General features: G+C 66.7%; 23 protein-coding genes. 14 read left to right on the forward strand and 9 right to left on the reverse strand.

All coding sequences use genetic code 11. The annotated features are described in order from the left end of the window. Positions 1-2: 2 nt before the first annotated feature. Positions 3-2003, reverse strand: coding sequence for a DNA topoisomerase IV subunit B (gene parE / locus PS060_RS13905; protein ID WP_273983967.1), 2001 nt, complete (start codon positions 2001-2003; stop codon positions 3-5). 55 nt (positions 2004-2058) lie between these two features. Further along, entirely contained in the window at positions 2059-3267 is a 1209-nt protein-coding gene (locus PS060_RS13910) for a penicillin-binding protein activator (protein WP_273983968.1), read from the reverse strand. 38 nt (positions 3268-3305) lie between these two features. On the opposite strand from PS060_RS13910, the gene rsmI reads away from it, so the two are divergent. Genes rsmI through PS060_RS13930 form a run of 4 tightly spaced genes read left to right on the forward strand, consistent with a single transcriptional unit; the run spans position 3306 to position 6184 of the window. Then, complete coding sequence (gene rsmI, locus PS060_RS13915; protein ID WP_273983970.1) at positions 3306-4166, forward strand: 16S rRNA (cytidine(1402)-2'-O)-methyltransferase; 861 nt, start codon at positions 3306-3308, stop codon at positions 4164-4166. Then, a complete protein-coding gene (locus PS060_RS13920) occupies positions 4163-4537 on the forward strand; it encodes a YraN family protein (protein WP_273983971.1) in 375 nt (124 codons plus the stop codon). The genes rsmI and PS060_RS13920 overlap by 4 nt, the downstream gene beginning before the upstream one ends. Before the next feature lie 19 nt (positions 4538-4556). After that, the gene (gene gshB, locus PS060_RS13925; protein ID WP_273983972.1) at positions 4557-5537 is read left to right on the forward strand and encodes a glutathione synthase; all 981 of its coding nucleotides are present in this window, start codon (positions 4557-4559) and stop codon (positions 5535-5537) included. A 29-nt stretch (positions 5538-5566) separates the two neighbouring features. After that, positions 5567-6184 (forward strand): DedA family protein, encoded by a 618-nt coding sequence (locus tag PS060_RS13930; protein WP_273983973.1) that lies wholly within the window; start codon positions 5567-5569, stop codon positions 6182-6184. Between the two features lie 2 nt (positions 6185-6186). On the opposite strand, the gene PS060_RS13935 is transcribed toward PS060_RS13930, so the two are convergent. Together PS060_RS13935 and hemW are read right to left on the reverse strand one after the other, a co-directional pair. After that, on the reverse strand, positions 6187-7077 hold the full coding sequence (locus tag PS060_RS13935; protein ID WP_273983974.1) for a tyrosine recombinase XerC: 891 nt from the start codon (positions 7075-7077) through the stop codon (positions 6187-6189). Continuing rightward, positions 7074-8225, reverse strand: a complete 1152-nt coding sequence (gene hemW, locus PS060_RS13940; RefSeq protein ID WP_273983975.1) for a radical SAM family heme chaperone HemW — start codon at positions 8223-8225, stop codon at positions 7074-7076. Before hemW ends, PS060_RS13935 begins: the two co-directional genes overlap by 4 nt. 75 nt (positions 8226-8300) lie before the next feature. On the opposite strand from hemW, the gene PS060_RS13945 reads away from it, so the two are divergent. Continuing rightward, positions 8301-8834, forward strand: coding sequence for a CAP domain-containing protein (locus PS060_RS13945; protein WP_273983978.1), 534 nt, complete (start codon positions 8301-8303; stop codon positions 8832-8834). A gap of 9 nt (positions 8835-8843) precedes the next feature. Here the strand turns inward: PS060_RS13945 and rdgB are convergent, their stop codons facing one another. Together rdgB and rph are read right to left on the reverse strand one after the other, a co-directional pair. Further along, positions 8844-9470 (reverse strand): RdgB/HAM1 family non-canonical purine NTP pyrophosphatase, encoded by a 627-nt coding sequence (gene rdgB, locus PS060_RS13950; RefSeq protein ID WP_273983979.1) that lies wholly within the window; start codon positions 9468-9470, stop codon positions 8844-8846. Then, on the reverse strand, positions 9467-10180 hold the full coding sequence (gene rph, locus PS060_RS13955) for a ribonuclease PH (protein WP_273983980.1): 714 nt from the start codon (positions 10178-10180) through the stop codon (positions 9467-9469). The genes rdgB and rph overlap by 4 nt, the downstream gene beginning before the upstream one ends. Before the next feature lie 79 nt (positions 10181-10259). Between rph and hrcA the strand changes: the two genes are divergently transcribed. After that, complete coding sequence (gene hrcA, locus PS060_RS13960) at positions 10260-11303, forward strand: heat-inducible transcriptional repressor HrcA (protein WP_273983981.1); 1044 nt, start codon at positions 10260-10262, stop codon at positions 11301-11303. Then, entirely contained in the window at positions 11304-11891 is a 588-nt protein-coding gene (locus PS060_RS13965; protein ID WP_443112385.1) for a nucleotide exchange factor GrpE, read from the forward strand. It abuts the gene before it with no gap. Here PS060_RS13965 and PS060_RS13970 read toward each other — a convergent pair. Continuing rightward, positions 11888-12301, reverse strand: coding sequence for a vgr related protein (locus PS060_RS13970; protein ID WP_273983982.1), 414 nt, complete (start codon positions 12299-12301; stop codon positions 11888-11890). The two genes, PS060_RS13965 and PS060_RS13970, sit on opposite strands and share 4 nt — an antisense overlap. A gap of 74 nt (positions 12302-12375) precedes the next feature. Beyond that, positions 12376-12870: a copper chaperone PCu(A)C gene (locus tag PS060_RS13975; RefSeq protein ID WP_273983983.1), complete on the reverse strand. Its 495-nt coding sequence runs from the start codon at positions 12868-12870 to the stop codon at positions 12376-12378. Positions 12871-13050: 180 nt separating this feature from the next. Here PS060_RS13975 and dnaK point away from each other — a divergent pair, with 180 nt between their 5' ends. The 4 genes from dnaK to PS060_RS13995 all read left to right on the forward strand — a co-directional run bounded on the left by dnaK (position 13051) and on the right by PS060_RS13995 (position 17436). Further along, positions 13051-14970 carry a molecular chaperone DnaK gene (gene dnaK, locus PS060_RS13980; protein WP_273983984.1) on the forward strand — a complete coding sequence of 640 codons (1920 nt, stop codon included), beginning with the start codon at positions 13051-13053 and terminating at the stop codon, positions 14968-14970. A 129-nt stretch (positions 14971-15099) separates the two neighbouring features. Further along, positions 15100-16260, forward strand: a complete 1161-nt coding sequence (dnaJ, locus tag PS060_RS13985; RefSeq protein WP_273983985.1) for a molecular chaperone DnaJ — start codon at positions 15100-15102, stop codon at positions 16258-16260. Between the two features lie 7 nt (positions 16261-16267). Further along, positions 16268-16891: a DUF6445 family protein gene (locus PS060_RS13990; protein WP_273983987.1), complete on the forward strand. Its 624-nt coding sequence runs from the start codon at positions 16268-16270 to the stop codon at positions 16889-16891. Between the two features lie 20 nt (positions 16892-16911). Continuing rightward, positions 16912-17436 carry a GNAT family N-acetyltransferase gene (locus tag PS060_RS13995; RefSeq protein ID WP_273983988.1) on the forward strand — a complete coding sequence of 175 codons (525 nt, stop codon included), beginning with the start codon at positions 16912-16914 and terminating at the stop codon, positions 17434-17436. Here the strand turns inward: PS060_RS13995 and PS060_RS14000 are convergent. Further along, complete coding sequence (locus tag PS060_RS14000; RefSeq protein WP_273983989.1) at positions 17433-19751, reverse strand: patatin-like protein; 2319 nt, start codon at positions 19749-19751, stop codon at positions 17433-17435. The genes PS060_RS13995 and PS060_RS14000 overlap by 4 nt on opposite strands. Positions 19752-19824: 73 nt before the next feature. Here PS060_RS14000 and radA point away from each other — a divergent pair, with 73 nt between their 5' ends. Genes radA through PS060_RS14015 form a run of 3 tightly spaced genes read left to right on the forward strand, consistent with a single transcriptional unit; the run spans position 19825 to position 22190 of the window. After that, positions 19825-21192 carry a DNA repair protein RadA gene (gene radA, locus PS060_RS14005; protein WP_273983990.1) on the forward strand — a complete coding sequence of 456 codons (1368 nt, stop codon included), beginning with the start codon at positions 19825-19827 and terminating at the stop codon, positions 21190-21192. A gap of 12 nt (positions 21193-21204) precedes the next feature. After that, a complete protein-coding gene (locus PS060_RS14010) occupies positions 21205-21759 on the forward strand; it encodes a CvpA family protein (RefSeq protein ID WP_273983992.1) in 555 nt (184 codons plus the stop codon). Continuing rightward, positions 21756-22190 (forward strand): iron-sulfur cluster assembly scaffold protein, encoded by a 435-nt coding sequence (locus PS060_RS14015; RefSeq protein WP_273983993.1) that lies wholly within the window; start codon positions 21756-21758, stop codon positions 22188-22190. Before PS060_RS14010 ends, PS060_RS14015 begins: the two co-directional genes overlap by 4 nt. Positions 22191-22239: the final 49 nt, after the last annotated feature.

Here is a 22239-nt window from a genome sequence, read left to right on the forward strand (position 1 = left end):
CCTCAGGCGTCGATCAGGTCGCGGTCCACCTCGCCCGCGCGGTTCTGGATGAAGTTGAAGCGGTGTTCGGGGTTGCGGCCCATCAGCTCGTCAACGAGGCGCGCGACGCTGGCGCGCTGTTCGTATTCCGCCGGCAGCGTGATGCGGATAAGGCCGCGCGTTTCAGGGGCCATGGTGGTTTCGCGCAATTGCTGCGGGTTCATCTCGCCAAGGCCCTTGAAGCGGGCGACCTCGACCTTCTTGCCCTTGAACACCGTCGCTTCAAGTTCGGCCCGGTGCGCGTCATCACGGGCGTAGCGGCTCTCCTTGCCTGCGGTCAGCCGGTAGAGCGGAGGCTGGGCAAGGAACAGGTGCCCGCGCCGGACGATGTCGGGCATTTCCTGAAAGAAGAAGGTCATCAAGAGCGTGGCGATATGCGCGCCGTCAACATCCGCGTCGGTCATGATGATGATCCGATCGTAGCGCAGATTGTCGGCGATGCAGTCCTTGCGCGTGCCGCAGCCCATGGCGAGGATCAGGTCGGCGATTTCGCTGTTGGCGCGGATCTTGTCGGCGGTGGCGGATGCGACGTTGAGGATCTTGCCGCGGATCGGGAGGATCGCCTGGCTCTTGCGGTCACGCGCCTGCTTGGCACTGCCGCCTGCGCTGTCGCCTTCGACGATGAACAGCTCGGTCTCGCGCCCGCCTTCGCCAGAGCAATCGGTAAGCTTGCCGGGCAGGCGCAGCTTCTTGGCGTTGGTCGCGGTCTTGCGCTTGATCTCGCGCTCGGCCTTGCGCTTGAGGCGCTCGTCCATGCGCTCCATCACTTCGCCGAGCAGCGCCTTCCCGCGCTCCATATTGTCGGTGAGGAAGTGGTCGAAATGGTCGCGCACCGCGTTCTCGACCAGACGCGCAGCCTCGGGCGAGGTCAGGCGATCCTTGGTCTGGGACTGGAACTGCGGATCGCGGATGAAGACCGAGAGCATCACCTCGCAGCCGGTCATCACGTCATCGGCGGTGATGTCCTTGGCCTTTTTCGCGCCGACCAGCTCTCCGAACGCCCTGAGGCCGCGCGTCAGGGCCGTGCGCAGACCCTGTTCGTGGGTGCCGCCATCGGGGGTCGGCACGGTGTTGCAGTACCAGGAGGTCGAGCCGTCCGAATAGAGCGGCCAGGCCAGCGCCCATTCGACCCGGCCTTGCCCGACGCCATCAATGACGGGGAAGTCCTGCGATCCGGCAAAAGGCTGCGCGGTCACGCATTCGCGGCTTCCCACCTGTTCGGCGAGGTGATCGGCAAGGCCGCCGGGGAACTTGAACACCGCCTCGGCCGGCACATCCTCGCTGGCGAGCGAGGGGGCGCATTTCCAGCGGATTTCCACGCCGGCAAACAGATAGGCCTTCGACCGCGCGAGCTTGAACAAGCGCTTTGGGTTGAAGCTGCGATCGCCGAAGATTTCGGGATCGGGGGTAAAGCTGACCGTGGTGCCGCGCCGGTTGGGGGTAGGGCCAAGGTTCTGGATCGCTCCCAGCGTCACTCCGCGTGCGAATTCCTGCGCATAGAGCTGCTTCTCGCGCGCCACTTCGACGCGGGTATGCACCGACAGGGCATTGACCACGCTTATGCCGACCCCGTGCAAGCCGCCACTGGTGGCATAGGCCTTGCCGGAGAACTTGCCGCCCGAGTGCAAGGTTGAAAGGATCACTTCAAGGGTCGACTTGCCCGGGAACTTGGGGTGTTCGTCGACCGGAATCCCGCGCCCGTTGTCGGCGATGCTCAACCGGTTGCCTTCGTCGAGCCGCACCTCGATCCGCGTGGCGTGGCCTGCGACCGCCTCGTCCATGGCATTGTCGAGCACTTCGGCGGCGAGGTGGTGATAGGCGCGATCATCCGTCCCGCCGATATACATACCGGGGCGGCGGCGGACGGGCTCCAGCCCTTCCAGCACCTCGATGGCAGAGGCGTTGTAATCGCCGCTGGAGGTGGGGGTGTTGGCGAAGAGATCGTCGGGGGTGGGGTCGGCCATGCGCCCGGTTATAGGGCCGCGCGCGTCTGCCTCAAGCCATCCCCCGCGATTATACTCACTTCCCGAAGCCGGTCGGCGCCGGGTCAACCGCCGTTACCTCGCCGCCCTTGATCTCGCGCACTTCCAGCGCACGCTCGACCACCCCGTTGGGCGCAAAGCGGAATGCGCCATCGACGCCGAGAAAGCCGCCCTTGTCGTAGAGCTCCTTCTTGGGAAAGGGCGTGCCGACCTTCCAGTCGCGCGCGACCCGCAAGGTCAGCAGCACGGCGTCATAGCCGAGCGTTGCCACCCGGTAAGGCTGGGCGCCGAAACGGGCGGCGTAGCTGTCGGCAAAGCGGCGATAGCGCTGGTCGGACACCGCCGAGAACAGCGCCCCTTCCAGCGCCGGGGTGCGGGCGAGCGAGGCTTCGCCGCTCCACAATTCGGTGCCGAGGATGCGGGTGCGATTGCGGGCGGACTTGTTGAGCTCGCTGGCCGCGTCGATCCCGAGCCGGGCGCTGTCGGCGATCAGCACGGTATCGAACCCGCCGGCCGCGCGCAGCCGGGCGGCCGCGCTGACGATCGAGGTATTGCCGCGGGCATAGCCTTCGCGCCGAACGAGCGATCCGCCATAGTCACGCAACGCATTCTCGAGCGAGACGACAGCGCGGCTGCCATAGTCACCCTCGGGCGTCAGCACGGCAAAGCGCGCCGCACCGCGGCTGCGGGCAAAGGCGACGGAGCGGCGGATCGACTGTTCGGGCAGATGGCCGATCACGAAGACATCGGCAGCAGCGACGCTCGCGTCGTTGGCAAAGGCGATCACCGGCACCCCCGCAGGCCGCGCGGCGGCTTGCACGGCGGGAACGGCATCAGCGCTGAGCGGCCCGAGGATCAGCTTGTTGCCATCGGCAATCGCCTTCTTGGCCGCGGTGCTGACCCCCTCGGTGGTATCATAGGTGGTGATCCGCAGGTTATCCGCCCCGGTATCGAGCAGCGCCATGGTGGTGGCATTGGCAATGGCTTGCCCCACCGGCGCGGTGTCGCCCGACAGCGGCACCAGCAGCGCGATGCGGTGGCGGCCGGTATCGGTCGGCAGCGCGGTCGCCGAAGGCTCAGGCGCGGGGGCAGGGGGCGGGGCAGCGGTGGGCGCATCGCTCTTGGGGATCACGGCGCACGCCCCGGTCAGCAGCGCCGCGCCCGCGACCGCCAGATGGCGAGACCGCAAGCCGCGCGCCGCAGCCACGAGCCAAGTGGCCCAATTCGCACCTTGCCAAAGCTTCATTCTTGCCGACCCCTCAGTCGTGCTCCATGGGTTTGGCTGTGAAACCCATCGAACTGCCATCCCTTCCCACGTGGGAACCCGTACCCGGGCTGTATATCGTTGCGACCCCGATTGGCAATCTCGGCGACATCACCCTGCGCGCGCTGGCCGTGCTGAGCGGAGCGGCGCTGATCGCCTGCGAGGATACGCGGGTAACCGGCAAGCTGTTGAAACATTACGGAATCAAGGCGCGCCTCCAGCGGCTTGACGATCACGCGCCGCCTGATGTGCGCGCGCGGGTGATCGACGAGGCGAGGCAGGCGCCGGTTGTGCTGGTGTCGGATGCGGGCACGCCGCTGATCTCCGATCCGGGCTATCGTCTGGTGCGCGAGGCGCGCGCAGCCGGCGTGACGGTGACGAGCATCCCCGGCCCGTGCGCTGCCATCTCCGCGCTGGCGATGGCGGGTCTGCCGTCCGACCGCTTCCTGTTTGCAGGCTTCCTGCCGGTCAAGGACAAGGCACGAACCGAGGCGCTCGAAGGGCTGGCGGAGGTCGCAGCGACGCTGGTGTTCTACGAAACGGCGCCGCGTCTGGAGCGGTCATTGCTGGCGATTGCCGACCTGTGGCCGACCCGCGAGATCGCGGTCGCGCGGGAATTGACCAAGCTCCACGAGGAATGTCGCACCGGCACCGCCGCGATGCTGGCCGCGCATTACGCCGCGCATCCCCCCAAGGGCGAGATCGTGCTGCTGATCGGTCCGCCGGGTGAGGACGAGGCGCCGGTGCTTGATGCCGACGCGCTGCTGCGCGCCGCGCTCGCCGATGCGGGGCCGGGCAAGGCGGCGGGGATCGTCGCCAAGACAACCGGGATTGATCGCGCTACGCTCTACGCCCGCGCGCTGGAGCTGAAGGTCGAATGAACCCGCGCACGCCAGACCAGCGCCGCGACGCCGACCAGCGCGGGCGTGAGGGCGAGGCGGAGGCTGCGATGTTCCTCGCCCAAGCCGGATGGCGGATTGTCGCCGAGCGGGTGAAGACCAAGGCAGGCGAAATCGATCTCATCGCCCGCAAGCCCGGCCTCATCGCCTTTGTCGAAGTCAAGTGGCGGGCGCGGGCCGCACAGCTTGGCGATGCGATCGACGAGCGCCGTCTCGCCCGCGTTGCGGCGGCGGTCGAAATGGTGTGGCAGGACTATGCCACCCAAGGCGAGGACATCCGCATCGACGTCATCCTGCTTGCACCCGGCAGCAAGCCCACCCACATCGAAAACGCCTGGATGCCTTTCGGCTGATCCCAACGGAGCCTGATGAATGACCTTGCGCATCGCCGTCCAGATGGACCCCATCGACACCATCAAGATCGCTGGCGACAGTTCCTTCGCGCTGATGCTGGCCGCGCAGGCGCGGGGCTATACGGTCTACGAATATCACGTCGAAAGCCTGACGCTCGACGAGGATGACCGCCTCTTCGCCCATGCCTTCCCGGTGACGGTGCAGCGGGTCGAGGGCGATCACTTCACCCGCGGCGAACAGGTGCGGCTCGATCTCGGCAGGGATGTCGATGTCGTGCTGATGCGGCAGGATCCGCCGTTCCACATGGGCTATATCACCGCGACCCACCTGCTCGAACGGATCGGGCACGAGACGCTGGTGGTCAATGACCCGGCCAATGTCCGCAACAGCCCTGAAAAGGTGATGGTGCTTAACTACCGCCGCTTCATGCCGCCGACGCTCGTGACGCGCAGCGTGGACGAAGTGCGGCGCTTCATGGCCAAGCACGGCGCGATCGTGGTCAAGCCGATCCATGGCAATGGCGGAAAGGCGATCTTCCGCATCGGCGAGAACGGCGAGAACCTGACCGCTCTGTTCGAGGTCTTCAACCAGACCTGGCCCGAGCCGCACATGGTGCAGCCCTTCCTCCCTGAAGTCGCCAAGGGCGACAAGCGCATCGTGCTGATCGATGGCGCAGTCGCCGGCGCGATCAACCGCGTGCCGGGCGAGGGCGAGTTTCGCAGCAACCTTGCGATGGGGGGATCGGCGCAGCCAACCGAGCTGACCGCGCGCGAACAGGAGATTTGCGCGGCACTCGGCCCGGATCTGAAACGCCTTGGCCTCACCTTTGTTGGCATTGACGTCATCGGCGGCCAATGGCTCACCGAGATCAACGTCACCTCGCCCACGGGCATCGTTGCGATTGACCGCTTCAACCAGACTGATACGGCGGGCATGATCTGGGATGCGATCGAACGCCGCCTTGCCGAGCGCGGGGTCGAACGCCACGCTCAGGCCTGACCTCCCGACCCTCCAACTGACCGGGCACCATGACCGACTTCCTCCTCGAACTGCTCAACAAGGGCGGCTATCTCGGCATCTTCCTGCTGATGGCGGCCGAAAACATTTTCCCGCCGATCCCGTCCGAAGTGATCATGGGCGGCGCCGGATTGCTGGTGGCCAAGGGGGAGATGACCTTCTGGGCGGTGTGGATCGTCGCCACGCTCGGCACGGTCTTCGGCAACCTGTTCTGGTACTGGATCGGGGTGCGCTGGAGCGAGGAGCAGTTGAAGCGCATCATCGACCGCTGGGGCCGCTGGCTGACCTTCGAATGGGACGAGTTCACCAAGGCGCGCGACATCTTCCGCAAATATGGTGACGGGATCGTGTTCCTGCTGCGCTTCTCGCCGATCCTGCGCACCATTGTCTCGCTGCCGGCGGGGCTCGCGCACATGAAGCTGTGGCGCTTCTGCCTGTTCACGGCGCTTGGTTCGGGCGTGTGGAACGCAGTCCTGATCTTCGGCGGTCAGACCGCTGCTCCGCTGGTCGAACGGTTCGAGAAGCTGGCGGGTTATGGGGTTGTCGCCTTCGTGCTCGCAGGCGTGCTGTTCTATGTCTACCGCGTGGTGACCTGGAAGCCGGTCAAGGCGCACGAGAACGGCGAGTAATCCTAGCCCCGCGGGTGGGCCTTGCGGTAATTCTCCAGCAAGGCGGCGGCATCGACCCGGGTGTAGATCTGGGTCGACCCCAGCGATGCATGGCCGAGCAACTCCTGAAGCGAGCGCAGATCAGCCCCCGCGCTCAAGAGGTGCGTGGCAAAGGAGTGCCGGAGCGCATGGGGCGTTGCCGTATCGGGCAGCCCCAAGGCGCGGCGCGCCTGCGCCATCGCGCGCTGCACCATCGCAGGCGACAGCGGCCCGCCCTTCGCGCCCCTGAACAGCGGCTCTGATGCGGGGAGGGGGTAGGGGCAGCTGCGCGCATAGGCCGCCACCGCCGCCCGCGTGATCGGGAGGATCGGCACGGCCCGCTGCTTGCCGCCCTTGCCGGTCACCAGCAACACATCACCCAGCATCGCATCGCTGCCCTTCAGCGACAGCGCCTCGGCGATGCGCAGGCCCGAGCCGTACATCAAGAGCAGCACCGCCCGGTCGCGCGCGCCGATCCAACCGTCTCCCGCAAGTCCGTCGACCATGTCCGTGAGGTTCACTGCCTCGTCGGGGGTGACGGGTCGGGGGAGGCCTTTCTTGATCCGGGGGCCGCGCAGGCGCGGGGTGGCGGGGTCGGGATCGCCCGCCTGCGCTCTGGCAAAGGCGATGAAGGCCTTGAGCGCGGAAAGCTCGCGCGCGGTGCTGGCATTGCCGAGACCCTCTGCCCGCCGCGCGGCGAGGTGTGCGCGCAGGTGATGCGCCTCCACCCGCGCCACATCCGCCCAGTCCGCACACCCCAACGCCGCCATCAGCCGCGCCGCCGCATCCCCGTAGGCGCGCACCGTATGCGGCGAGCGGCGGCGATTATCCGCGAGATGCGCGCGCCAGATCGCTAGCAGATCGCCCGCGCTCATGCCGTGACCAGACTGTCGGCAACCAGCTCGCCCAGCAAGGCGTCGAGCAGCCCGCGTCCGGGCGGCGCGACACCGATGCGCGCACCCTCGCGCCACATCAGCCCAAGGTCGGCGAGCCGGGCTAGCGCGGCTTCGTCGATCAGCCCGGCGAGCGGCAGACCGAAGCGCGCCGAGAGCGCCGCCAGATCGACGCCCTCGGTCAGCCGCAGCCCCATTAACAGCGCTTCGGCGGCCTGGTCGCTCACCGCCAAAGCACGCGCCTCTGCGATGCCGTTGCCTTGGGTGGCGACCGCCTTGAGGAAATTCTCGGGCTTCTTGTGCCGCACTGTCGCCACGCCGCCGCGCCGCCCATGCGCGCCGGGGCCGATCCCGGCGTAATCCTGATAGCGCCAATAGGCGAGGTTGTGGCGGCTCTCTTGCCCCCCGCGGGCGTGGTTGCTGGTCTCATAGGCGGGGAGGCCTGCAGCGGCGGTGCGCTCCTGCGTCAGATCGAACAGCGCGGCGGCCTCGTCGTCATCGAGCGGGGTCAGGCGCCCGCGCCGCACGTCGCTGGCAAAGCGCGTGCCGGGCTCGATCGTCAGCTGATAGAGCGAAAGGTGCCCCGTCCCGAACCCCAGCGCGCGCGCAAGGCGCTGTTCCCACAATTCGGGGGTATGGCCGGGCAGGGCATAGATCAGGTCGAAGCTCACCCGTGCAAAATGTGTCTGCGCGGTCTCCAGCGCCGCCAGCGCTTCTTCGGCACCGTGCAGCCGCCCGAGGAAGCGCAGTTCGGCATCGTCCAACGACTGCACACCGAGCGAGACGCGGTTCACCCCCGCACCCGCCAGCGCTGCAAAGTTTGCCGCTTCGACCGAGGAGGGGTTGGCCTCCAGCGTGATTTCGATTGACGGATCGAAGCCCCACAGCCGCTCCGCTTCTGCCAGCAGCGCGGCGACAAGGGCAGGGGGCATCAGCGAGGGCGTGCCGCCGCCGAAGAAAATCGAGGTCAGCGCCTCGCCGCCCGCCACCTCGGCCTCGGCGCGCATATCGGCGATGAGCGCGGCCTGCCACGCCGCCACGTCGACACCGGCGCGCACATGCGAGTTGAAGTCGCAATAGGGACATTTCTTGGCGCAGAACGGCCAGTGGATATAAAGCGCGCGGGCCACAGGGGAAATTTTCAGCCCCGCTTAACCGTTGGTGCATAGACAAATGCCATGCGGAGTTCCTGTTCCTCGACCCTGATGGCGCGTCTGCTGGGCGCCGTGGTGCTTATGACAGCAGCGCCCGCTCTACCGCAAGACCAGCGCCCGCTTTACCCGGCCGAGCAGGAATGGCTCGCCGAGCATAACGAAGCGCGCGCCGAAGTCGGCCTTGGCAAGCTGCGCTGGAACCATGCCCTGATGCGCGATGCCAAGGCCTGGGCGGAAAACCTCGCACAGCGCGGCGCGTTCCAGCACGCACCAGACCTGCTCGCCATCGGCCAGGGCGAGAACCTGTGGAAAGGCACGCGCGATACCTATGCGCCGGGGCAGATGATCGGGCTGTTTCTGGCCGAAAAGCGCCTGTTTCGGCCCGGCACCTTCCCCGATGTTGCGACCACCGGGCGCTGGAGCGATGTCGGGCATTATACCCAGATCATCTGGCCCGAAACGCAGGAAGTCGGCTGTGCCAGCGCGGTCAATGCGCGGCATGAAGTGCTGGTCTGCCGCTACTGGCCCGCAGGCAATTTGATCGGCTACCACCTCGATCCGGCTGCAAGGCTGGCGCAGCGCTGACGGGAGCGCTCAGCCGAACTGTTCGGCGACCAGCTTGGCGAAGGCATCCGCGCGGTGGCTGACGTCGTGCTTGGCTTCGGGGGGGATTTCCGCGAAGGTCAAGGCGCTGCCCGTCGGCACGAACACCGGATCATAGCCGAACCCCATTTCCCCGCGCGGTGGCCAGGTGAGAGTGCCCTGACACGTGCCTTCATAGATCACGTGCTCGCCATCAGGCCAGGCAATCGCCAGAACGCAGTGGAAGGCGGCGGCGCGGTCAACCTCGGGGCCTTGCTGGGCGAGCAGCCCTTCGACCTTGCCCATCGCCATGTACCAGTCGCGCCCCGGCGCGCCTTCGAACCACTGCCGCTCGGCCCAGTCGGCGGTATAGACACCGGGCCGCCCGCCGAGTGCTGCGACGCTCAGCCCGCTGTCATCCGCCAGCGCCGCCAGCCCCGAAGCCTCCGCCGCCGACCGCGCCTTGATCAGCGCGTTCTGCGCGAAAGTGGTGCCGGTTTCCGCCGGCTCGGGCAGACCGAGCGATCCGGCGGAGATGCACTTCACCCCGTAAGGATCGAGCAGCGCGGAGATTTCCTTGAGCTTGCCCGCGTTGTGCGTGGCAATCACCAGGGTGCCGGAGCCGATCCGGCGTGTCATTTCACCGCGTCCAGCTGCGCCGCAAAGATCCGGTCGCAGCCGATGCGGGCGAGGCGCAGGAGGCGCAGGAGCGCTTCCTCGTCATAGGTCGCGCCTTCGGCCGTCGCCTGCACCTCGGCAATCTTGCCGCCCGAGAGCAGCACGAAATTGCCGTCGGCTTCCGCGTTCGAATCCTCATCGTAATCGAGGTCGAGGACGGGCGTGCCCTTGAAGATGCCGCAGGAAATGCCGGCGACCTGCGCCTGAATCGGATCATGCTTGATGTCGCCAGAGGCCATCAAGCCGTTGACCGCCAGCCGCAGCGCGATCCACGCGCCCGAGATGGCGGCGGTGCGCGTGCCACCATCGGCCTGGATCACGTCGCAATCCAAGGTGATCTGTCGCTCGCCGAGCTTCTGCAAATCTACTACGGCGCGTAAGGAACGCCCGATAAGCCGCTGGATTTCTTGCGTGCGGCCCGATTGCTTGCCCTTGGCCGCCTCGCGTGCGCCGCGGGTGTGGGTGGCGCGCGGGAGCATCGAGTATTCGCCCGTCACCCAGCCTTCGCCCTTGCCCCGCAGCCATGGCGGGACGCCCTTTTCGACGCTCGCGGTGCACAGCACCTTGGTATCGCCGAAGCCGATCAGCACCGATCCTTCGGCGTGCTTGGTGAAACCGGTTTCGATGGTGATGGCGCGCATTTCATCGGGCGCGCGTCCTGAAGGGCGCATGGAAAACTCCGTTTGAGGCTTGCCGGCCATTAGGCGCGGCCCACTTGTCGCGGCAAGCGCAAAGACTAAGATTGCCCCCATGGCATCGCTTCCCGTCACCGAACTGACAGCCCGCGCGCGCGACATTTTTCAGCGTGTGGTCGAAGGCTATATCGAAAGCGGCCAACCGGTAGGCTCCAAGACGCTGGCGGCAGACGGCACGCTCAACCTCTCGCCCGCTTCGATCCGTTCGGTGCTCGCCGATCTGGAGGCGGCGGGGTTGCTGGCCGCACCGCACACCAGTGCGGGACGGATGCCGACCGATGCGGGCCTCAGGATTTTCGTCGATGGCATGATGCGAGTGGCCGAACCGACCGCGCAGGAACAGGCAGCAATCGAGGCGCGGCTTGCCGAAGCCGGGCCGGTGGAAGCCGCCTTGAAGCAGGCGAGCGCGATCCTGTCCGACTTGTCGGGTGCGGCGGGGATGGTGCTGGTTGCCCCGCGCGAACAGCGTCTCGCCCAATTCAGTCTCGTCGACCTCGGGCAGGGCCGCGCGCTGGCGGTGCTGGTGGGCGAGGATGGCGGAGTCGAGAACCGCGTGCTGACCATCGGCGGCGCGCTTTCGCCCGGCGCGCTCGACCGCGCGTCGAACTACATCACGGCGCGGCTTGCGGGCCGCACGCTCGCCGAGGCGGCTGCCGCGATGCGGGCGGAGATCAGCACCGGTCGCTCCCAGCTCGATGATGCCAGCCGCGATCTGGTCGAACGCGGGCTGGCGGTGTGGAGCGCGGACGCTGCCGCGCGGCCTGTGCTGATTGTCCGGGGCGCCGCCAACCTGCTCGACGAGGCAGCGCTCGGCGATATCGAACGGGTGCGGATGCTGCTCGAAGACCTCGAAAACAAGCAATCGGTCGCCGAACTGCTCGATTCGGCGCGCGAGGCTGATGCAACGCGGATCTTCATCGGCAGCGAGAACCGGTTGTTCGCGCTCAGCGGCTCCAGCGTCATCGCCTCGCCCTATCGCGACCGCGAGGGGCGGGTGGTCGGCGTCTTGGGGGTGATCGGCCCCACGCGGTTGAATTACGCCCGCGTCGTCCCCATGGTGGATCTGACCGCCCGTTCGCTGGGCAAGCTCATCGCTTGAATGGAAAGCCAAACCGACATGACCGAGAACGAAAAGCCGCTGGATCAGGCGGTTGAAGATGAATTGAAGGGTGTGCCCGAACATCTGCGCGAAGGCGGCGAGGATGAAAGCCCGCTCGCCGAGGCGCTCGAATCGCTGAAGCGCGATCTCGATGCCGCCAAGCAGGAAGTGCTCTACGCGCAGGCCGAAACCCAGAACGTGCGCCGCCGTCTCGAACGCGAAAAGGACGAAGCGCGCGCCTATGCCGCGACCGGCTTTGCTCGCGATATTCTGTCGGTTGCTGACAATCTGTCGCGCGCCATCGACGCGATTCCGCAGGCCTTGCGCGAGGATGACAGCATGAAGGGGCTCGTTGTCGGGCTCGAAGCGACCCAGCGCGAGCTGGAAAAGGTGTTCGCCAGCAATGGGATCACCCGCATTGCCGCCGTCGGCCTGCCGCTCGACCCCAACCAGCACCAGGCGATGCTGGAGGTTCCCTCTGCCGATCACGAACCGGGCACGATCGTCTCGGAAATGCAGGCGGGTTGGATGATCAAGGATCGCCTGCTGCGCGCCGCGATGGTGGCGGTGGCGAAGAAGCCGGACTAGGCGTTGAAGGGCAGGATGGCCGCGTAGGTCGCCAGTGCCGGAGCGCCGGCGACCACAGCACCCTCGCGCAGCAGGAAGGCGTGGCGCACGATTTCGGCCTGCTGCTCGATCCCGTAGCGTTCGAGCGTCCAGCCCGGCTTCAAGGCATAGTCATAGCGGCACCACGGATGGCGGCGCAGCACCAGATGCCAGCGGCCGCGGGTCTGCGCCTGCCAGACGTGCACCATCTCGTGGATGAAATGCGCTTGCCGTTCGAGCGAGGCGGCGGCGAAATCGTCGCAGTAATGCGCCGCGCCGGGGTGGAAGTGGAGATGGCCCATCGGCGCCATCGTCACACCCCGGGGGTGAAGCGGGAAGAACTTGCGGCGCTTGATCCGCACCGGCGCATAATCAATCGCATCGCCAAACATCGACCGGGCAAGTGCGACCTCGCCCGCGGTCAGCGCGCGCTCGCCGCCGACCGGACAGGCTGGCGGCGTGTCGGTCAGCGTTCGTCCCCGGCCGCTTTCACCGGCGCATCGACAGTCACCTTGGTCTGATCGGAGAGGATCAGCGTCAGCCTGGCGGTGCCGCCGGGCTTGAGCGCATCGGTCGGCTCCATCGCCATCACGTGCAACCCGCCCGGCGCAAAGGTGACCGGCGCCCCCTCGGTAAGCGGCACGCTATCGGCCATCACCATCTGCGCCTTGCCGCCTGTGTTGGCGTAGTCATGGATCATCGTCATCCCTGCGCCTTCGACCTCGACACCGGTCAGGCTTACGCCGGACTTGCCGTTGTAGGACAGGTCGAAATAGGCCGCCGCCGGGTTGCCTGCGACCGGGGCCAGCACGATCCTGGCATTGCTGACGGTAAGCCCGGCGTTGGCAACAGCGCGCGGCTCGGCCTGTGTCGGTGCGTCCGCATCAGGAGCGCAGGCCGCAACGCCTGCAAGCAGCGCCGCAGCGCATACCGCGCGTGTGGCAAGGCAAATAGTTTTCACGCAAGTCTCTCCTGTGTGACGCAGCCGTGGAAGGCATCCAAAACTAGGGTGCCCGGTCTCTTGTGCCAAGCGAAACCGCACCTATATCGCCGTCACAAACGAGCCGCCAAGGTGCTTTGCCGACAACCGGGAAGCCGACGGCAGCGGTGTCCAACAATTGTCCTCATGGATGGGAAAGCAATGGGTAAAGTAATCGGTATCGACCTCGGCACCACCAATTCCTGCGTCGCAGTCATGGACGGCGGCAAGCCCAAGGTCATCGAGAATTCGGAAGGCGCGCGCACCACGCCCTCGATCGTCGCCTTCACCAAGGATGGCCAGCGCCTGATCGGCCAGCCGGCCAAGCGTCAGGCGGTCACCAACCCCGACAACACCCTGTTCGCGATCAAGCGCCTGATCGGCCGCCGGTTCGACGATCCCATGACCAAGAAGGACATGGAGCTCGTCCCCTACAAGATCACCAAGGGCAAGAACGGCGATGCCTGGGTCAATGCGGGCGGCGAAGATTACAGCCCCTCGCAGATCAGCGCCTTCATCCTGCAGAAGATGAAGGAAACCGCCGAGAGCTATCTGGGCGAGACCGTGACGCAGGCCGTCATCACCGTGCCCGCCTATTTCAACGACGCCCAGCGTCAGGCGACCAAGGATGCAGGGCAGATCGCCGGCCTTGAAGTGCTGCGCATCATCAACGAGCCGACTGCCGCGGCGCTCGCTTACGGGATGGACAAGGAAGACGGCAAGACCATCGCCGTCTACGACCTTGGCGGCGGCACCTTCGACGTCTCGATCCTCGAAATCGGCGACGGCGTGTTCGAAGTGAAGTCGACCAATGGCGACACCTTCCTCGGCGGTGAAGACTTCGACAATGCGATCGTCGAGTTCCTCGCGGATTCCTTCAAGAAGAAGGAGCAGATGGATCTCAAGACCGACAAGCTTGCGCTTCAGCGCCTGAAGGAAGCGGCCGAAAAGGCCAAGATCGAACTGTCGAGCGCGGCTTCGACCGAGATCAACCTGCCCTTCATCACCGCGCGCATGGAAGGCGGCAGCACCACCCCGCTGCACCTCGTCGAAACGATCACCCGCGCCGACCTCGAAAAGATGGTCGACGGGCTGATCCAGCGCACGCTTGAACCGTGCAAGAAGGCACTGGCCGATGCGGGCGTCACCAAGGATCAGGTCGACGAGGTGATCCTCGTGGGTGGCATGACCCGTATGCCCAAGGTGCGCGAAGTCGTTGAAGCCTTCTTCGGCGCCAAGCCGCACACCGGCGTGAACCCGGATGAAGTCGTCGCCATGGGCGCGGCGATTCAGGCGGGCGTGCTTCAGGGCGACGTCAAGGACGTGCTGCTGCTCGACGTGACCCCGCTCTCGCTCGGCATCGAAACGCTGGGCGGCGTGTTCACCCGCATGATCGACCGCAACACCACCATCCCGACCAAGAAGACCCAGACCTACTCGACCGCCGAGGACAACCAGAACGCGGTGACGATCAAGGTCTATCAGGGCGAGCGCGAGATGGCGGCGGACAACAAGCTGCTCGGCAATTTCGACCTGATCGGCATTCCGCCCGCCCCGCGCGGCGTGCCGCAGATCGAAGTGACCTTCGACATCGACGCCAACGGGATTGTGTCCGTGGCGGCCAAGGACAAGGGCACCGGCAAGGAGCAGACGATCAAGATCCAGGCCTCGGGCGGTCTGTCGGACGCTGACATCGACCAGATGGTCAAGGACGCAGAGAAGTTCGCCGAAGAGGACAAGAAGCGCCGTGCTGCTGCCGAAGCGCGCAACCAGGCTGACAGCCTTGTGCACGCGACCGAAAAGCAGCTTGAAGAGCACGGGGCCAAGATCGACGCGGCCACCAAGACCGAGGTCGAGGAAGCCATCGCGGCGGTCAAGACCGCGCTCGAAGGCGGCGATGCCGATGACATCAGCGCCAAGGCGCAGGCGCTTACGCAGGCGGCCATGAAGATGGGCCAGCAGATCTATGAAGCCGGTCAGGCCGCCGGGCCCGAGGGCGAGGCTGCTGCCGCCGAAGAGGCTCCGGCTGAAGACGTCGTCGACGCCGAGTTTTCCGAGGTCGACGAAGACAAGAAGGGCTGAGCGATCATCCTGATCACTCCCTCGTCATCTCCGCGCAGGCGGGGATCCAGCTCGGCTATGAGCCACCCGGCGCAATGAGCTGGCCCCCCGTTCGCGCGGGGGTGACGGGTGGGTAAGGAAGGCTGAAAAATGGCGACCCAGACCGACTATTACGCAACGCTCGAGTGCAGCCGCGACGCCGATGGCGCGACGCTCAAGAGCGCCTATCGCAAGCTCGCCATGAAGTGGCACCCGGACCGCAATCCGGGCGACGCGGGTGCCGAGGCCAAGTTCAAGGCGATCAACGAGGCCTATGATTGCCTCAAGGACCCGCAGAAGCGCGCGGCCTATGATCGCTATGGCCATGAGGCTTTCACCCGCGGCATGAATGGCGGCGGCGGGGGTGGGCCGTTCGGCGGCGGCGGCTTTGGCGGGCGCGGTGCAGACGGTTTTGCCGACATCGGCGACATCTTCGAGACGATCTTCGGCAGCGCCTTTGGCGGCGGGGGCGGCGCGCAGCGTCAGCCCAACCGGCGCGGCGCCGATCTGCGCTATGATCTGCAGGTGAGCCTCGAAGAGGCATTCCACGGCAAATCGACCGAGATCGAGATCGAAGTCTCGCAATCCTGCGACACCTGCGACGGCACCGGCGCGACACCCGGCACCTCCGAACGCCAGTGCAATCTGTGCCATGGCATGGGCACAGTGCGCGCCAAGCAGGGCTTGTTCGTGATCGAGCGCCCGTGCCCGACCTGCAACGGGCGCGGCACGGTGATCGAAAACCCCTGCCGCGTCTGCCGGGGCGAGGGCAGGGTCGACAAGGGGCAGACCTTGAAGGTCGAAATCCCCGCAGGTGTCGACACCGGCACCCGCATCCGCCTGTCAGGCAAGGGCGAGGCCGGCCAGCGCGGCGCGCCGCCGGGCGATCTCTACATCTTCCTCCACGTGAAGCCCCACGCCGTGTTCGAACGCGAAGGCACAACGCTGACGACGCGCGTGCCGGTGAGCTTCACCACGGCAGCGCTGGGGGGATGTGTCGAGATTCCCGATCTTGATGGCTCAACCAACCGGCTCGAAATTCCCGCTGGCATCCAGTCAGGCAAGCAGCTGCGCATTCGCGGGGCAGGTATGCCGGTGCTGCAAGGGCGCGGGCGGGGGGATCTCGTTGCCGAAATCGTGGTCGAAACCCCGACCAAACTTTCGCGCCGCCAGAAGGAAATCCTCGAGGAGTTCAAGGCGACCGAAACTGGCGATGAATGTCCCGAAAGCCGGGGCTTCTTCGACAAGCTGAAAGACGTGTTCGGGGGCTGAGGGCGGCGTGCTTCCCTCACTCCTGATCGTCGACGACTTTCTGGCTGATCCCTACGCGGCGCGGCGCGCGGCGCTGGGGCTGGAATATGATCCGGCCAAGCAGCACGGCAATTTCCCCGGCCTGAATTCCTCCGCGCCGCTCGATACGGGCGCGCTCGACGCGGCGGTCTCGCGCCTGCTGGGCGTGACACTCGGCCCCGCGCCGGGCACGCAGCACGGCCATTGCCGCCTCACCCCCAAGGGCGCGAAAGGCAAGAGCGGGGTGCATATCGACCCCGCAAGCTATTCCGGCATCCTCTACCTCTCGCGCCCAGAAGATTGCGCAAGGCCGGATGCGGGCGGCACCGATTTTTTCCGTCACAAGCGCACCGGCTTGGAGGCCGTCCCGCAAGACCCGGCGCGCATCGCGGCGAGCGGTTACAGCGACGTCAATGCGCTGGTGGAGGATGTGGTCAACCGCGACACGACGCTCCCGGCCAAGTGGGAGCGCACCATGCGCGTGCCGGCTCGCTTCAACCGCCTGCTGCTGTTTTCGCCCTGGCAGTTCCACAACGCCGCCCCCGGTTTCGGCACGGCACCGGATGATTCGCGATTGGTGATGCTGTTGTTTTTTGCGCCGCTGAAGCCCTGACCCCGCGATCGGCTTCTGCAATGACGGCTGACACGCCTGCCATGACCATCGCCGCGCTCAGGCCATCCGACCTGCCCGCGGCGCTCGCGCTACAGGCTGAGTCCTATCCGCCATTTCTGGTCGAGGCGGAGGCCGCTTTTGCCAGCCGGATGACGCTTGCGGCAACCTATTCCCTTGCCGCCAGACGGGACGGCGTCTTGCTGGGCTATCTCCTCGCGCATGGCTGGGCCGAGCAATCGCCGCCGCCTGTGGGAACGGTGCTGGCCGAGGGCGTGCCGAGCGAGGTGCTGTTCATTCACGATCTGGCGGTATCCTCGGCAGGGCGCGGCCTCGGGATTGGTGAGGCCTTGATCGGCCACGCCTTCCAAGGGGCCGCGCGCGATGGTCTGCGCCGCGCAGAGCTGATCGCGGTGGAGGGTGCGGCTGCCTATTGGCGGCGCCTCGGCTTTACCGCCGCCGCGACCTCAGGCGCGCTGGCAGAAAAGGTCGCAACCTACGGCCCGCACGCCTGCTGGATGGCGCGTGATATTCCGCCGAGCGGCTAACCCATCCGCTCGCGCACTTCACCCCTGATCTGCTCCACCAGCCCGCGCTGGCAGCGCCCGGCGGCTTCCTCCTCATCGAGCACTGCCAGAAACGCCGCGCGCTTGGCCGCCGCGACGGCTTCGGCCCGCATCGCGCCGGTCACGGTCGAGGCGACAAGGTCGATCATCCGCTCCGCTCCGTGGAGACGCCCCCACAGATAGTCGTTCTCGCGGTAGTCGCGGCTGAAGAAGGCGCCGAAATTGTAGAACTCGATCCCCCGCAGCGTCGCCGCCGTGCCGCCTTCGCGGATCGAGAGCGCATCGTCGGGCGAGATGCGGTCAATCTTGACCGGGTTGAACTCGTCGAGCCCCTCGCGGCGCGAGAGGGGGAGGGTCGCGACATCGTAGAAGGGAAAGCCCAGATAGGTCAGCAGCATCCGGCGCTTCAATGTCTTGGGGCTGTCTTCCAGCGCCTCGACCAGCATTTCCTCCGCCGCCAGATCAGTCGCCGGCAATAGCCGGGATGTGGCGAGGTAATCGAGCACCGCACCCGGCGCTTCGACCGCGCGCCGCGCGATTTCGGCAAAGTGGGCTGAGGCCAGAACGTCCTCGTCCGGCTGATAATACAGCGCCAGGATGCCATAGAGCTGGTCGCGGGCGCGATCGAGCGCATCTTCCGGGATGTCGGGATCGAGCTCCCAATCGCGCGCCAGCTTGCGGGCGAGCAGTTGCAGACGGCGGACGCGAAAGCCCGTGTCGTGCGCACGGAAGAAGGCGATCGCAGCCGGATTGGCACCGCCTTGCGCATCGGTGAGCTGCGACAGGCCGCGCGCCTCCAGCTCGCAGCGCAAGGCGTGCACCAATGGCCCGGGATCGGCGCCCTCGCGTCCTGCCGCCTTGAGGGTCAGCCGGGCGAGCGCCGTCAGGATCCCCTCGAACTTGACCAGAGCATAGGCACCAAAGGCATAGCCTGCGCGCTCGGCTGCTGCCTGCTGGGCCTTGGCGCGCCATGCCGCAAGCCGCTTGGGGGTGGGGCGGTCGAGCAAGAAGGTATAGCCGAACAGCTTTTCCACCGCGCGGTCGATATCGCCTTGCAGCTCCATCACGATCCGCTTGATCCGTGCAGCGTCCTGCGACTGCTGGGCGATGCGTTCCAGATCGTCGCGGATCGGCTGTTCGCGCGGAATGGTGGAGAGCGAGCCGAAGATCGCGCCGAAGAACCCGATCCCGCGCGCGCGCATCGCCGGGGTCGGCCCGGCACCGTCGGGGCGCGGGTCGAGATAGACGAAGCGCCGGTCGACCTCGCGCTGGGCGGGGCGGCCGTGCAAGGCGGCGAGCGCAGCCCCGAAAGGCGCATTGACCAGCACCGCCCCGTCGATCAGCGCGACCTCGTCAACGCTGCGCTGCGCGACATGGGTCGGCATGGTGCGGGCAAGAAAGCTGCCGCGGTTCGCCCAGTGGTGCCCCTCGGCTTCGGCCAGCGCGTCGATTTCGGAGAGGGTGAGCGGCGGGAAGGCACCCGGAAAGCTCGCCGTGGCGCGCGCGGCGAGCACCAGTTCGAGCGGATCACCCAGCATTGCATCAGCGCCTTGTCCACCCGCCCGCGCCCGAAAGGTGATCGGCAGGCGGTGCTCGGTTTCCTCGACCTGCGCGGGCGAGTTCAGCTGCAAGGTTTCGGCATGGCCGCGAAAATCGGTGGCGGTGACCGCCAGATCGACCGGGTGGCCGTGGGGGAGCAGCGGAACGCCGTCGCCTTCAGCCGCCATCTTGGTCAGCGCCTCGTAAAGCATTGCCGAAAAGCGCGCGCCCGAGAACGGCGGGTTGAACCACCGCCCGCGCACCAGCCGCGACACCTTGGCGCGCACCTCGGCGCGGGTTTCAGGCGAGACGGTGGCGCTCACCGCATTGCCGGGGCGGGCCAGAAACCATTCAGCGATCGGCTGCGCCCACAGCTTGGCATAGCGCCACATCGGCTCGGCATCAGGATCGGTCAGCGCTTCGACATCGGCATTGGACAGCCACAGATCGGTGAGCGGTTCGAGACTGTGTCCGGCATGGATCGCCTGCGCCAGGAACACCGCATTGATCCCCCCGGCGCTCGCCCCGGTGAGGATGTCGGGAAGGACGCGCACGCGCAGACCATGTTCACGCTCCACCAGCGCGAGAAAGTCGCGATAGGCCGCCGACACGCCGTCGAGATGCACGGCATCGGGATGGTGGAACGCGCGGCTCGCCCGGGCGAGGTGCCAGACCTCCTTGGTGATACCGTGCATATAGACCGCAAGGCTGACGCCGCCGTAGCAGACAAGGGCAAGGCGCAGTTCCTTCTGGCGCATGGCAAGTGTCTAGCGCGGCAGACAGGCGCAATGCAATTGCGTTCGTCATCTGTTCTCGTTATGGCGATCACCTATGGCAAAAACCAAGCGCCGTTATGTGTGTCAGGAATGTGGGTCGGTGTCGCACCGCTGGCAGGGGCAATGCGCCGATTGCGGGCAGTGGAACACGCTGGTCGAGGATGTGCCCGCCACGGTGTTCTCGCAGAAGCACGACCTGTCGAGCGGTGGCAGGGCGGTGGCGTTCGAGCCGCTGAACGCGCCCACACAGTTGCCGGTGAGGAAGTCGACCGGCCTTGCTGAGTTCGACCGCGCATTGGGCGGCGGGCTGGTGCCAGGCTCGGCGGTGCTGCTCGGGGGCGATCCGGGGATCGGCAAGTCCACCTTGCTGCTCCAGACGGCGGCGACGATTGCGCGCGGCGGCAATGATGTGGTCTACGTCAGCGGTGAGGAAGCCGCCGGACAGGTGCGCCTGCGCGCCAGCCGGATGGGCGTGGCCGACGCGCCGATCCGGCTCGCGTCCGAGACCTCGGTGCGCGATATTCTGACGACGCTCGGCATGGGCCCGCCGCCAGCGCTGCTGGTGATCGATTCGATCCAGACGATGCATTCCGACACGATCGAAGGCGCGCCCGGAACGGTCTCGCAGGTTCGCGGCTGCGCGCTTGAACTGATCCGCTACGCCAAGGAAAGCGGCTGCGCTCTGGTGCTGGTCGGCCATGTCACCAAGGACGGCACCATTGCCGGGCCGCGTGTGCTCGAACACATGGTCGATGTGGTGATGAGCTTCGAGGGCGAGCGCTCCCACCAGTATCGCATCCTGCGCGCGCTGAAGAACCGCTTCGGCGCAGTGGATGAGATCGGTGTCTTTGCGATGGCGAGCGAAGGGCTGGAGGAGGTCGCCAATCCTTCGCTCCTGTTCCTGTCGGGCCGTGAGACGCCGCTGGCGGGTTCTGCAGTGTTTCCGGCGCTCGAAGGCACCCGGCCGGTGCTGGTCGAGATCCAGGCGCTGATCGTGCGCCTGCAATCGGGTGCGACCCCGCGCCGCGCGGTGGTGGGGTGGGATTCGGGGCGCCTCGCGATGCTGCTGGCGGTGCTGGAATCGCGCTGCGGGCTGAACTTCTCGTCGGCGGAGGTCTATCTCAACATCGCCGGGGGCTACCGTCTGACCGATCCGGCGGCCGACCTGGCTGTAGCGGCTGCGCTGGTTTCGGCGCTGGCCGACCGGGCCTTGCCGGACAAGACCGCGTGGTTTGGCGAAGTCAGTCTTGCCGGCGAGATCCGCCCGGTTGCCCACGCGCCGCTGCGGCTGCGTGAGGCAGCCAAGCTCGGCTTTGCCCGGTGCTATGGCCCAGCGGGGGCGGTGCAGGGCGAGCGGGGTGCGGAATACCGCGGACTTGCTGCACTTGCGAACGTCGTTGACCAGGTGATGGGGAGCGCATAATCGTTGCTGCCAATGGCAGGTCTCGATTTCATTATTGCGTTTATCGTCGGCGTCGCCGCCATTGGCGGCTTCATGCGCGGACTTGTGCAGGAAGTTCTGTCGCTTGCCGCGTGGATCATGGCAGCGATGGCGCTGCACTTCATCCACCCCGGCCTGACCGAGGGGCTGCGCCACCTCTATCCGGTTTCCCCGGGCGATTCGCTGCTGGCCTTCGTCTTGCTGCTGCTGATCCCCTACGCGGCGATGAAACTCATCATCGGCAATGTCAGCGGTGCTTCGGATGGCGCGGTGCTTGGGCCGGTTGACCGGGTGCTAGGTTTCGGGTTCGGAGCCGTGAAGGGCGCATTGATCGCGGTCTTCGCCTTTGCGCTTCTGGTGACCGGCTTTGATGACAGCTGGGGTTACAAGGGGCGCCCGCAGTGGATCACGCAGGCGCGCACCTATTCGGCGGCCGATGCCTTTTCGCGCCAGCTGCTTCCCGAGATCGCCGTCCGGCGCGAACGGCTGCGCGGCGAATCCGAAGAGCGCGACCGTGCCGCCGCGCGTGCCGGGCGTCTGGTACGGTGAGCGCCCGCGCGGCGCAGAAGCTCTACACGCCTGAACTGCTCGGCCTTGCGACTGGCCTTGCAGAGTTTCCTCTTACCGAAGCGCTGCCTTTTCGTGCTGAGGCGCGTTCGCGCAGTTGCGGCAGCACGATAACTATTGGGCTTGCGCTGGGCGCGGCGGGACTGATCGCAGGCGTGGGCATGGCGATCAGCGCCTGCGCCATCGGGCAGGCCTCGGCCGCCGTATTCGCGCAGGGGGCAAAGGGGCGCGATCCGCGCGAGATTTGCGCCGCCGCCCGGGCGCTGGAAGCGTGGCTGGCAGGCGAGGGCGATGAACCCGATTGGCCTGGTATCGCCGCACTCTTCCCCGCGCGCGCGCACCCGGGACGGCATGGCGCATTGCTCTTGCCGTGGACGGCGGCCAGCAAGGCGCTTTCAAGCGTCGCAGCGTGACGCTAGGGACAGGGCGAAAGAGACTGTGCCGCCGGCAGGCGACAAAGGG

Origin of the sequence: Erythrobacter sp. BLCC-B19 (assembly GCF_028621955.1) — a bacterium.
Taxonomy (GTDB): domain Bacteria; phylum Pseudomonadota; class Alphaproteobacteria; order Sphingomonadales; family Sphingomonadaceae; genus Erythrobacter.